9 protein-coding genes are annotated in these 11880 nt (G+C 73.7%); 1 reads left to right on the top strand and 8 read right to left on the bottom strand.

The features are described 5' to 3' along the window. Positions 1-3: 3 nt before the first annotated feature. The 8 genes from ACGF13_RS08970 to eccD all read right to left on the bottom strand — a co-directional run bounded on the left by ACGF13_RS08970 (position 4) and on the right by eccD (position 7634). A complete protein-coding gene (locus ACGF13_RS08970) occupies positions 4-318 on the bottom strand; it encodes a hypothetical protein (protein WP_392870716.1) in 315 nt (104 codons plus the stop codon). Further along, positions 311-793, bottom strand: a complete 483-nt coding sequence (locus ACGF13_RS08965) for a YbaB/EbfC family nucleoid-associated protein (protein WP_392870713.1) — start codon at positions 791-793, stop codon at positions 311-313. The genes ACGF13_RS08970 and ACGF13_RS08965 overlap by 8 nt, the downstream gene beginning before the upstream one ends. A gap of 121 nt (positions 794-914) precedes the next feature. After that, positions 915-3107 carry a hypothetical protein gene (locus tag ACGF13_RS08960; RefSeq protein WP_392870711.1) on the bottom strand — a complete coding sequence of 731 codons (2193 nt, stop codon included), beginning with the start codon at positions 3105-3107 and terminating at the stop codon, positions 915-917. Between the two features lie 132 nt (positions 3108-3239). Continuing rightward, positions 3240-3749 (bottom strand): hypothetical protein, encoded by a 510-nt coding sequence (locus ACGF13_RS08955; RefSeq protein WP_392870709.1) that lies wholly within the window; start codon positions 3747-3749, stop codon positions 3240-3242. A 15-nt stretch (positions 3750-3764) separates the two neighbouring features. After that, the gene (locus tag ACGF13_RS08950) at positions 3765-4067 is read right to left on the bottom strand and encodes a hypothetical protein (RefSeq protein ID WP_392870707.1); all 303 of its coding nucleotides are present in this window, start codon (positions 4065-4067) and stop codon (positions 3765-3767) included. A 184-nt stretch (positions 4068-4251) separates the two neighbouring features. After that, complete coding sequence (locus ACGF13_RS08945; protein ID WP_392870705.1) at positions 4252-4584, bottom strand: hypothetical protein; 333 nt, start codon at positions 4582-4584, stop codon at positions 4252-4254. A gap of 104 nt (positions 4585-4688) precedes the next feature. Then, a complete protein-coding gene (gene eccB / locus ACGF13_RS08940) occupies positions 4689-6203 on the bottom strand; it encodes a type VII secretion protein EccB (RefSeq protein WP_392870703.1) in 1515 nt (504 codons plus the stop codon). Positions 6204-6266: 63 nt separating this feature from the next. After that, positions 6267-7634 (bottom strand): type VII secretion integral membrane protein EccD, encoded by a 1368-nt coding sequence (gene eccD, locus ACGF13_RS08935; RefSeq protein WP_392870701.1) that lies wholly within the window; start codon positions 7632-7634, stop codon positions 6267-6269. A 225-nt stretch (positions 7635-7859) separates the two neighbouring features. Between eccD and eccCa the strand changes: the two genes are divergently transcribed. After that, positions 7860-11846 (top strand): type VII secretion protein EccCa, encoded by a 3987-nt coding sequence (gene eccCa, locus ACGF13_RS08930; RefSeq protein WP_392871645.1) that lies wholly within the window; start codon positions 7860-7862, stop codon positions 11844-11846. The last annotated feature ends 34 nt before the right edge of the window (positions 11847-11880 follow it).

The raw sequence follows: 11880 nt of genomic DNA, 5'->3' as shown, positions 1-11880 counted from the left end.
CTCCTACATGCTGCTCATGATGTCCTGGGCGGTGTCCTCCGCGTAGTCGAGGTCGGCGACCAGGTTGATGCCGTTCTCGCCCGCCTGTCTGACCGTGTCCTTGATGTTGGACATCAGGGTCTCCAGGTCCTTGGTGGCCTTGTCCACCTGCTCGTGGTACTGCTTGCCGATCTCGTCGTCGCCGCCGACCTTCTTGTTGAGGTCGTTGACGATCTTGACGTCGGAGATCACCTTGTCGATCAGGGAGGACAGCTCGCCGAACTCGGCGAACCGCTTCTTGAGTTCCTGGGTCTTCGCGAAGACGTTCTCGCTATTCACGGAACTCCTCCTGGCGGCCGGCCCGGCGGCGCTGCGCCTCCTCGTCGGCGTCGTGGCCGGGCCGCATCGAGCGCAGCGGCTCCAGCAGCTGGTCCAGGTTGCTGCCGCCGCTGAGTCCCAGCCGCAGCATGTCGCCCACGCCCTCGAACTGCTTCATCGCCTGGATGACCTGATCGCCCATCTGCGCCCGGGCCTCGTTGAGGAGGTCGGTGAGCAGCCTGCCGAGCTGGGCGGGGGCCATCTCCTGGTAGCCGGTGGTGTGGAAGGTGAGCGCGAGGACCTGCCCCTGGGGGCCGACCTTGACGGTCACCATGCGGTCCTTGGAGGTGACGGTGGCGGAGGAGCGGGCGAGCTCGGCCTGGACCTCCTCGGCCTTCAGCCGGTGGGCCCGCATCGCCTCCATGGCCTGCTCGATCTCCTCGCTCATCGAGCCGAACAGGCCGTCGGGGCCGAACGGGTCGGCGGTCGTGGGCATCGTCGTTCCTTGTCTCCGGCGGGCCGGGGTGTCGCGGGGCGGTACGCCGGGGTGTCCGGGGCGGTGCGCGGGCGGTGCGGGGCGGGGCGGGTGCGGTGACGGCGGGTGGTGCGGGGACGGGTCAGCGGCCGATGACGCCGGCGACCGCGGTGCTCTCGGTGCCCCACACCTCCTCGTCCTCCGCCAGCCAGGTGGTGCGCTGGCGGTCCTTGTCCTTCTGGTTGGGCGCGGCGCCGGCGCCCGCGCCGGGCGGCATCATCGGCGGCATGCCGCCGCTGGTGGACATGCCCTTGCCGGTCAGCGCGTTCTTCTCGGCCTCGGCGGCGGCCCTGGCCGCGGCGGCCTTCTCGGCGGCCTCGGCCGCCTCCGTCGCCGCCCTGGCCTGGGCGGTGTTCGGGTCGCCGCCGTTGGCGAGGGCCTTCGCGCTGAGGCCGCTGCGGCCGCCGGGCATCAGCCCGGTGCCGGAGTAGCCGCCGAGGCCGTCGGAGTCGCCGGAGCCGCCGAAGGACGTGCTGCCGGGGTGGTAGGAGTAGCTGCCGGAGCCGAACCCGCCGCCGCCGAGCAGTCCGTCACCGCCACCACCGCCGAAGCCGTTCTCGAAGGCGTGCCGCTGGTCGGCCAGCAGCTGGGTGACCTCGGAGACCGGCCGGCCGTCCGGGTCGAGCAGGGTGCCGTCGGCGTCGATCCGGGAGCCGGGCTCGACGACGATCGGGTTGCCGTTGCGGTCCAGCACCGGCTGGCCGTCCGGGCCGATCACCCGGCCCTTGTCGTCGACGTGCGAGCCGGGCGGCACCTTCATGTGGTCGCCCGGGCCGGTGCCGACGGTCGCCCCGTCGGGGACGGTGATGGGCTTGCCGTCGGGGCCGAGCACCGGCTTGCCGTCCGGGCCGATCACCTGGTGGGTGGTCGGGTCGATGTGGCTGCCGGGCGGCACGGTGACCGGGTTGCCGTGGCTGTCGAAGACCTGCTTGCCGTTCTGGTCCAGCACCGGGACGCCGGAGCCGCCGCCGCTGGGGAAGCCCGAACCGCCACCGCCGATCCCGGGGAGGCCGGAGCTGCCGCCCCCGGGAAGGCCCGAGCTGCCGCCGCCGATGCCGCCCGGCCCTCCCGTCACCGGGCCGGGGCCCGAGCCGGGGCCGATGCTGGGGCCGGAGCCGGGGCCGCTGGTGAGGTTCTTGAAGTTGTCGCTCATCCCCTTGAAGTTGTCGCTCATCCCCTTGTTCATGTCGGTCAGCGAGTCGTTCATGTTCTTGTTCATGTCGCTCAGGTTCTTGCTGAGCTCGGTGTACGGGTCGCTGTTGCCGCCCAGCGGGTCGTCCTGCGGGGCACGGTAGGGCGCCTTGGGCGTCTTCACGTGGATGCCGTCGCCCAGGCCCTGGATCGCGGGGACGTAGGCGGCGTCGAGGATCCTGACGGCGTCGGCGGCGGCCTTGTCGAGGATGTCGGCGACGTTCTTGAGCCAGACCTCCTTGGCCCGCTTCTCCGCCTTCTTCCAGAAGTCGTCGCCGTGCGGGTCGCCCCAGGCCGTCATGACCGAGAAGGAGACGTCGGTGCCGGCCACCGCGCTGCCGTCGCTGGTGGTGATGAGGCCCTCGGAGACGGTGACCTTCGCCGTGGACATCCCCTCGAGCAGGGCGTCGAGGAGCGGGTTGACCGGCCAGGCGTTGCGGCTGTTGCGGTAGGTCTCCTGGCCGTTCCACATGGTGCCGATCGCCTGCTGGGTCGCGTCCCGGCCGGTCTTGAGCAGGGTGTCGACGTGCTTGTCGGCCAGGGCCTTGGCGAGCCCCTCGACCTTGTCGCCGAACTGGCTGAGCATGGTCTTGAACACGCCCGCCGCGGTGCCCTGCCAGTCCGCCCCCGGCGCGTTGATGTCGCCGGCCCAGCCCCGGACGGTCGGTGCCCAGGTCTGCAGCAGTTGCCGGGCGCCGGTCAGCGTCGACACGGCGGTGTCGAAGCTCCAGGGGCTCATCACGTCGTTCTCGTACGGCGAGTGGGCGAGCGGCATGAGCACGTCGTAGCCCTGCCGGATCCACTTGCCCAGCTCGGTGGTCTCGTCCGTGAACTGCTTCCAGTTGAGGTTGCAGCCGATCACGTGGCTCCAGGGGTGGCCGGAGCTGTCCGTGTAGTTGTACGACCACCAGCAGTCGTAGCCCTCGTTGCCCCCGGTCTGCTTGAAGTAGTTGAGGGTCTCGTACTTGTGGCCGGCGATCCACTGGACCTTGTCGTCACCGCTGACGGCACTGCGCTGGGTGAACTGCGTCCGGTCGGAGGACGCGAACACCAGCAGGACGGATTCCCAGTTGGTGGTGGCCATCGGTGTCACAGCTCCAGGGGCTCGGGTGTGCGCGGGGCGGGCCGGAGGCGGGGTTTCGGCCCGCCCCGCGGTCACGGGTGACGGCGGGGGCGCCGTCGGGCGTGGGGTCGGTGCGGAGCACCCGGTCGCGGGCTAGCGGACGCCGCCGCCACCGAGGACGTCACTGACCAGGTAGATCATCTCGGCGGCCGCGAGGGCGTCGTCCCCACCGTGCTTGAGGGCGGTCTGGGCCGACTCCAGGTCGTCGATCATGGCCTGGACCTGGTCCTCCAGCGTCTTGAACTGGGTTTCCAGGGCGGAGCAGTACTTGGTGAAGGCTTCCTGGAGCGCCTTGGTGCTCGGCAGCACCGCGGGGCCGCCGCCGGGCAGGAGCTTCGCGTAGTCGCCGGAGAACTTGCCGCCGCCGATGCCGAGGACGAACTCCTTGAGCGCCACCCGCGTGGGGTGGGTCTTCAGGTCCTCCAGCATCTTGGCCAGCTTGGTGTGGGCGAAGTCGAGCAGGTAGTTCTCGGTGACCTTGAAGCTGTTGGCGTCGTCCTTCTCCTTCTGCTGCTGCTTCTCCCTACGCTCCTTCTCCTTCTGCTTGCGCTTCTCCTCCTCCTGCTTCTTCCATTCCGCTTCGGCCTTCTCGTCCTCGGTCACCGCGACTCACCGCGCCTAGTGGAGCTGGAACTTGGAGCCGGCGGTGCGGTCACCGTCGCGGATCAGGCCGTGCACCTCGTCCAGGGCGGCGGCGGCCTTGGCGATGTCGTCGGTCATGGCCGTGTCCGCGGACGACAGGATGTCGGCGTAGCCCTTGCCCTGGTCGGCGTACTCGCCGTGGAGCTCGTGGCCGAGGCCCTGGGTGAGGAAGGTGCGGGTCTGCTCCATCATCTCGTGCATGAGGGCGCCCTGCTGGCGCAGCATCGCCGCGGCCTCGTCGATCTGCTGGTGGTGGAGTTCGATCCTGCCGTCTGACATCGCTGGTCTCCTTCGATCGGCTTGGTGGTCCCGGTCCTGACCCGGACCGGCGGGTGTGCCGGCGGTCTCGCCCGCCGGCCGGCGTCAGCCGCACTGGTGTCGGCTCCGGACCGGTGTCGGTCCTGGGCCGGTGTCAGTCCTGCACCGGTGTCAGTCCTGCGCCGGTGTCAGTCCTGCGCCGGTGTCAGCTCAGGCCCTTGAGGACGTCCTCGCCCGCGCCGAGGCCCGAGACGATCTGGACGGAGGCCTGGCCCTCCTGCTGGATCAGGCCCGAACCGCTGCTGAGCAGGCCGTGGAAGGTGAGGTACTTCTGGCGCACCTGGTCGTACCTGACCTGCCAGTCCTGCATCTTGTCGCAGAAGACCCTGCTGGCCGCAGCGTCGAAGTGCGTCTTGATCTCGTCGACGATGGCGTTGATCTGACGCTGGGTCTCCTGCATGTGGGCGTCCTGCGACTCCACGGTGGTCAGCACCTGCTGGACGACCACCGGGTCATTGAGCATGCTGTTGCCGGCCATGCGAGTTCCCTTCTCTGGGGCGGGCGCCGGCCGGTCGCCGGCGCCTCCGGGTGGGTCGGGGTCCGCGGCCCGGCACACTGAACGGACGCGCGATGCCCCGGGGTTCAACCCCCGCAGGGGTTCGTGTTCACGGGGTTCGCGGCGGGGTTGTCGACCACGCCGCCGCCGGTAAGGGCGGCCGGGTCGAGGCTCGGCCCGGTGGGCAGCAAACCGAGCAGCCTGGTGGGGACGGCCGCCGGGGCGGCCTTGGTGTAGCCCAGGAGCCTGGCGGTCGCGGGCGAGGGCAGCGGGTACTTCACCCCGGTGTCCGTGACCAGGTAGAGGGTCGATCCGGTGCCCGCCCCGGTGACGGCCCGCGCCAGCGAGCCGCCGCCCGGCCGGACCACGATCCGGTCGGCCCCGTTGCAGGCCGGGGCGACCCCGGGCTGGGCGGCCGGGGGCTGTCCGGCGACGGCGGCGGCGTCCAGCAGGCCGACCGCCACCGCGGCCGGCCCGGCGCCCGGCCGCAGTTCGGCGCAGGGCACCTGCCCCTGCCCCACCGCCGCCAACTGCGGTGGCCGGGGCGGCAGTTCGCTGCCCGCCCAGGGGGCGGCGGCGGGGGCGGGGGCGAGGTGCGCCGCGAGGTCGGCCGGGCCGACCGGCCCGGGGGTGACGGGTGCCCCGCCGTACGCCTCCTGCTGGATCCGCGGATCGCCCTGGACGAGCTGGAACAGCGTCTCCGCGAGCGGGACGAGCCCGTCCCCGGCGAGCAGGTAGCGCTCACCGCCGGGGCCGGTGAACAGCTGGCCGATTCGGGTGGTCCGGCCGGCCAGCGCGGGGCCGGCCGTGCCGCGCCCGGGCAGTTCGGGGGCCCTGAGGTCGGGGCCGACCGGGAGGGTGTCCAGGAAGCCGGCGGTCACCGGGTACGGCGTGGCACCGCCGTACCCGAGGGCGCGCAGCCCGCCGTTGCCGGTGTCCACGCGCAACCGCCGTCCGCGCCAGACGAGTTGGGGCACGCCGTCCGGTCCGGCCAGCAGCACGGCCTGCTCGTCGCCGAGCGGCCGGCCGCCCTGGCGCAGGCCGATCGCCAGGGACAGCTGCGGCACGGCCCGCGCACCCGGCGCGGCCTGGCCCCCGGTCTGGCCCCCGGTCGGTCCGCCGGTCGGTCCGCCGGCCTGGACCGCGCAGGCCGACCAGTCGGCGCCCTGGCCCAGGTCCCGGTCGGACGGCAGGCCGTCGGGGGCGCCGACGAGGCCGACCACCGCCCCGCGCGCGACGCCGTCGAGCGAGGCCGAGCTGACCGTCACCGAGCGGAACTGGTCCCCGGCGAGCAGCCGGGCGCTGGCCTGGTTGAGCACCGGGCGCAGCTGCCCGCCGGCGTACAGGTAGCGGGCGCCGCTCTCCTCGACCACCACCAGGGTGCCGGGCTTCTTCCAGCCGGTCGCCCCGCCGGGTTTGACGAGGCCGTAGACGCCGGCGCCGACCCCGATCAGCAGGCCGATGGCGAGCCCGACCGCGGCGCCACGGGTGGTCCGGGCGACGGGGGTGTCGGGGGCGTCCGGCTCGGCGCGCAGCATCCCGGAGGCGACCCGGCTCATCACGAACAGGTGGGCCTGCACCTGGTCGCGTCTGGACTGCATGGGAGCTCTCCCGGGGTCGGTGGTGCGGACGGGCGGCGGGCGGGGCGGTGCGCGGGCCGGGGGTCAGCCGGCCAGGCCCCGCATCAGGTGGTAGAAGCCCAGCGTCTGCAGGGCCAGCGGCAGCAGGGCGAAGGCCGCCAGGGAGTGCAGCAGGTCGGCGGCGCGCCCCCAGTAGGGCAGCAGCCGGCGCCCGGGCACCGTCCAGGCGACGACCAGCAGCACCGCGGCGACGCCGAGCAGCACCGCGACCAGGGTGAGCCGGTCCTGCCAGCCGCCCCGCAGGCCGAGCCCGCCGGCCAGCAGCACCAGCCCGTACAGGCCGGGCAGCAGCACGGCGAGGCGCTGCCAGAGGCTGCCGATCTCCCGGGCGTGCAGCAGGAGCAGCACGGAGAGGTCGGCGGCGGTGGCGGCCGGGCCCCAGCCGTCGGCGTCCGACAGCAGGGTCAGGCAGGCGGCGCAGACCAGGCCGATGCTGGCGAGGAAGCCCGTCAGGTAGCCGTCCGCGACGTCGCCGCGGGCGAGGACCTCGGCGGCCGGGAACGGCTCGATGTCCTCCTGGAGCTCCTCGGCGTTGCGCGGCAGCGCGGGCACCCGGAGCCCCGCGATCTTGAAGGCGAGGCCGGGGGCGAACGCCCCGGAGAGCACCGCGACGCAGGCCAGGATCGCCGCGGAGTGCCCCGGCGGCACCTCCCGCAGGGCGAGCACGCCCGCCGCCAGGGTGACCAGGGCGGCGAACAGGACGGAGAGGAAGAACGGCGCCGAGGCGCCGGCCACGGCGAGGGCGAGCACGGTGGCGCCGGTGGCGGCGGCCCCGCCGGACAGCAGCCGGTCGGCGCCGTCGAGGCCGGGCACCAGGGCGGCGGCGGTGACGGCGTAGCCGATCGCGGCGGCGCCCAGAGCGGTACCGGCGGCGCCGTCGCCGACCGTCCGGGTGGCGCCGCCGGCCCCGACCAGGAGCAGCACGGCGACCACCGCGGCCGCCGCGCAGCGCAGTTCGGCGGGGCCGGGCAGGAACAGCAGGGCCAGGCCGCCGGCCAGGGCGACCAGGGCGGCGGCCACCGCGAGGTGGTGGGTGAGCGCCGGGCGCCAGGAGTCGCGGCGCTCCAGCATGCCGCTGCGCACCCCGTCGACCAGGTCGTCGAAGTGGACGGGCGGGAGTTCGGCGGTGCGCGGGCGCAGGAAGAGCTCCTGGCCGTCGCGCAGTCCGAGCGCGTCCAGCGTCAGCTCCTCGTCGAGCGGCTCCTCGCCGACCCGCTGCAGGACCCACCCGGAGTGCTCGGCGCCGGCCTCCTCGGTCTCGGCGCCGGCGTGCGCGAGCACGGCCGGCACGAGGTCCGCCAGGACCACGTCGGACGGCACGACCAGCTCGAACGCCGACTCGGGCGCACGGAACCTCAGTCTGCACAGGCCGGCCACGGCACCGCCGCTCATGCGTTCCCTCCTCCGGTGTGCGGGTCAGGGCCTGCGGATCACGCCCTCGTCGCCCGGCTGCACGGAATCACCGGGGCCCGCGGTTCACCGGGATCGGCACGGATTCGGTGAACCTTCCGGCGGCGCGCTCCGTGTCAGGGGGCGGACGAGGTCCGCGCACGTGTGAGGAGAGGCCCGTTGAGTCAGGTCGTGGTTGAGCGTCCGCCCAGGCGCTCCGGGCCGGAGATGCCGGACGGCGACATCCAGTTGCAGGAGCCGCCCGGTCTGCCCGAGTCGCAGAGCGGGCTGTCCACCATGCTCACCATGGCGCCGATGGCGCTGAGTTCGCTGTCGATGGTGTTCATCTTCCTCAACCCGAACTCCGCGGGCGGCCCGCTGACGTACGTGGCGATCGGCATGATGGCCCTGTCCGCCGTCGGCATGCTGGTCACCCAGATGATCCGGGGCGAGAGCGACCGCAAGCGCCAGCTGCGCGGCGAGCGCCGGGACTACCTGCGCTACCTGTCGCAGATCCGCCGGCAGGTCCGGCGGCACACCGTCAAGCAGCAGCGGGCGCTGGCCTGGCGGCACCCGGAGCCCGCGGCGCTGGCCTCGATGGTGCGCACCTCGCGGCTGTGGGAGCGCCGGGCCGCCCACCCCGACTTCGGCGACGTGCGGATCGCGGTGGGCGCGCAGCGGCTGGCCGTACGGCTCGCCCCGCTGGCCACCAAGCCGGTCGAGGACCTGGAGCCGCTGAGCGCGCACGCGCTGCGGCGGTTCATCCACGCCTACGGCACGCTGCCCGAGCAGCCGATCGCGGTGCACGTGCGCGGGTACGCCCACGTGCTGCTGCGGGTCGACGCGGGCGAGGAGGCCGAGGGCGAGGCCGGGGCCGTGGACGCCACCGGGGCCGCGCGGGCGCTGGCCCGGGCGATGGTGGCCCAGCTGGCGTTCTTCCACGCCCCCGACGAACTGCGGATCGCCGTGGTGGCTTCGGCGGAGCGGCGCGCCGACTGGGACTGGCTGAAGTGGCTGCCGCACGCCGTGCACCCGAACGAGACCGACGGGGCCGGCCCCGTGCGGCTGGTGGCCTCGTCGATGGTGGAGCTGGAGCAGCTGCTCGGCACCGAGTTCGCCGCGCGCGGCCCGTGGGAGCCGGACGCCCAGCCCGGCCGCGAGGAGCCGTACACCGTGATCGTGGTCGACGGGGTGCGGCTGCCCGCCTCCGGCCGGGCCGCGCTCGCCGGCTACCGCAACGCCACCGTGCTGGACGTGGACGACGCGCTGGAGTGGAAGCACGGCAAGCACCGGCTGCGGCTGCGGATCACCGCGGACGGCGTGCTGGAGATGGTCGGCACGGACCGCGACCGCAGGGACAGCGTCACCGTGCTCGGCCGCCCCGACGCGCTCGCCGCGGCGGCCGCCCGGCGCTACGCCACCGTCCTCGCGCCGCACCGGCTCGGCGACTCCTCCGACGGCGCCGAGCCGCTGGCCACCGACTTCGACCTGACCTCGCTGCTGGGGATCAAGGACCTGCACCGGCACGACGTCGGCCGGGCGTGGGCCGAGCGGCCCCGCGAGCAGCGCCTGCGGGTGCCGCTCGGCCTGGGCTCCGACGGCACCCCGGTGGACCTGGACATCAAGGAGTCCGCGCAGGGCGGCATGGGCCCGCACGGCCTGCTGATCGGCGCCACCGGCTCCGGCAAGTCCGAGCTGCTGCGCACCCTGGTGCTGGCCCTGGCGCTGACCCACTCCTCGGAGACGCTCAACTTCGTGCTGGTCGACTTCAAGGGCGGCGCGACCTTCCTGGGCCTGGACCGCCTCCCGCACACCTCGGCGGTGATCACCAACCTGGCCGACGAGGCCGCCCTGGTGGACCGGATGCGCGACGCCCTGCACGGCGAGATGATGCGCCGCCAGGAGCTGCTGCGCTCCGCGGGCAACTACACCTCGCTGGTGGACTACGAGGCGGCCCGGTCCTCCGGCGTCAAGCTGGACCCGCTGCCCACGCTGTTCGTGGTGGTCGACGAGTTCTCCGAACTGCTCGCCGCCCACCGGGACTTCATGGACCTTTTCATCATGATCGGCCGTCTCGGCCGCTCCCTCGGCGTGCACCTGCTGCTGGCCTCGCAGCGCCTGGACGAGGGCCGGATGCACGCCCTGGAGTCCCATCTGTCGTACCGGATCGGCCTGCGTACCTTCTCCGCGATGGAGAGCCGCGGCGTGCTCGGCGTCCCGGACGCCTTCCACCTGCCCTCGCAGCCCGGCAACGGCATCCTGCGCAGCGACATCGCCACCCTCAGCCGGTTCAAGGCCGCCTACGTCTCCGGGCCGTACCGCCAGCAGAAGCCCAGCACCGAGCGGCAGGCGGCGGTGGCCGGGCAGATCGTCCCGTTCGGCACCGAGTACGTGGCGCCCCGCCACCAGCCGGTGGTGGAGGAGCCGGAGCCCGCGGAGGAGACCGAGTCGGAGTCGGCCGCCCGTACCCTGCTGGACCTCGCCGCCGAGCGCCTCACCGACGCGGGCCCGCCGGCCTACCGGGTCTGGCTGCCGCCGCTGGACGTCCCGCCGACCCTGGACGAGCTGCTGCCGCCGCTGTCCCCGCACCCCGAGCACGGGCTGACCACGGACGGGTGGCAGCTGCGCGGCGGGCTGTCGGTGCCGGTCGGCGTCGTCGACCGCCCCTTCCAGCAGCTGCGCGACCTGCTGACCGCCGACCTGTCCGGGGCCGGCGGGCACGTCGGCATCGCCGGCGGCCCGCAGAGCGGCAAGAGCACCCTTCTGCGCACCCTGCTCACCGGCCTGGCGCTCACCCACTCCCCGCGCGAGGTGCAGTTCTACTGCCTGGACTTCGGCGGCGGCGGCCTGTCGGCGCTGCGCGACCTGCCGCACGTGGGCGGGGTGACCGGCCGGCACGACCCGGAGCGGGTCGGGCGCACCATCGCCGAGATCAACGGCATCATCGCCCGCCGGGAGCAGAGCTTCGCCCGGCTGGGCATCGACTCGGCCGCCACCTTCCGCCGCCGCCGGGCGGCCGGGGACCCCGAACTGGCCGACGACCCGCACGGCGACGTCTTCCTGGTCGTGGACGGCTGGAACACCGTGCGCCAGGAGTTCGGCGAGCTGGTGCAGATCCTCGGCCTGGTCGCCGGACGCGGCCTCAACTACGGCGTCCACCTGGTCGTCACCGCGACCCGCTGGGCCGAGGTGACCAGCGCGCTGCGCGACCAGCTCGGCACCAAGTTCGAGCTGCGGCTGGGCGACAACGTGGACTCCATGATCAACATGCGGGCGGCCGCCACCGTCCCCCGGATCCCGGGCCGCGGCCTCACCGACGAGGAGCTGCACTTCCTCACCGCGCTGCCCCGGATGGACGGCGTCGGCGACACCGGCGATCTCGCCGACGCCGTGGCCGACCTGGTGGAGGCCGTCAACGAGCACTGGAGCGGCCCGCGCGCCCCGCAGGTCCGGATGCTGCCGCTGCTGCTGGAGGCCGCCGAGCTGCCCGCCGCCGAAGGCCGGCTGAAGGTGCCGCTCGGCCTGGAGGACCGCCAGATCGCGCCGCTGTGGCACGACTTCGAGGAGACCCCGCACCTCGTGGTGATCGGCGACAGCGAGTCCGGGAAGACCAACCTGCTGCGCCTGCTGGTCGACGGCATCACCTCCGCCTACACCCCGGCCGAGGCCCGGATCATGCTGATCGACTTCCGGCGCGGCCTGTTCGACTTCGTCCCCGAGGAGTACCGGCTCGGCCACGCCGTCGCGGTGGACGTCCTCAAGCAGGTCGTCCAGGGCGCGGCCCGGGCCATGGAGGGCCGGGTGCCCGGCGAGGACATCACCCCCGCCCGGCTGAAGCTGCGCGACTGGTGGACCGGACCCGAGCTGTTCATCGTGGTCGACGACTACGACCTGATCACCGCCCCGATCACCGGCCACCCCTTCGCGCCGCTGCTCGACCACCTCGCCCAGGGCACCGAACTCGGCCTGCACCTGATCGTGGCGCGCAGCGCCAACGGCGCCGGCCGCGCCATGGGCGACCCGCTGTTGCGCCGGCTGCTGGACGTCAACACCCCGGCGGTGCTGCTGTCCTGCCCGCCCAGCGAGGGCGTGCTGTTCGGCAGCGTCAAGCCCCGCGAGCTGCCGCCCGGCCGGGCGCTGCACATCAGCCGGCGGCGCACCGTCCAGCTGCAGACCGCCCGGGTCCCCGAGCCGGAGGAGGCGGCGGGCGCCTGAGCCCACCTCGGCGGGGATTGCCGGGTGCCCGGTG

Source organism: Kitasatospora sp. NPDC048286 (genome assembly GCF_043201735.1).
Lineage (GTDB): Bacteria > Actinomycetota > Actinomycetes > Streptomycetales > Streptomycetaceae > Kitasatospora.
The sequence above is the reverse complement of the archived record's forward strand: the minus strand, read 5'-3'. Positions and strand labels throughout refer to the sequence as shown.

Bases quoted from the DNA above. Each gene is read 5' to 3' on its own strand.
- ACGF13_RS08965 (WP_392870713.1), bottom strand. From the start codon at position 793: ATGCCCACGACCGCCGACCCGTTCGGCCCCGACGGCCTGTTCGGCTCG.
- ACGF13_RS08960 (WP_392870711.1), bottom strand. From the start codon at position 3,107: ATGGCCACCACCAACTGGGAATCCGTCCTGCTGGTGTTCGCGTCCTCC.
- ACGF13_RS08950 (WP_392870707.1), bottom strand. From the start codon at position 4,067: ATGTCAGACGGCAGGATCGAACTCCACCACCAGCAGATCGACGAGGCC.
- ACGF13_RS08945 (WP_392870705.1), bottom strand. From the start codon at position 4,584: ATGGCCGGCAACAGCATGCTCAATGACCCGGTGGTCGTCCAGCAGGTG.
- eccB (WP_392870703.1), bottom strand. From the start codon at position 6,203: ATGCAGTCCAGACGCGACCAGGTGCAGGCCCACCTGTTCGTGATGAGC.
- eccD (WP_392870701.1), bottom strand. From the start codon at position 7,634: ATGAGCGGCGGTGCCGTGGCCGGCCTGTGCAGACTGAGGTTCCGTGCG.
- eccCa (WP_392871645.1), top strand. From the start codon at position 7,860: ATGCCGGACGGCGACATCCAGTTGCAGGAGCCGCCCGGTCTGCCCGAG.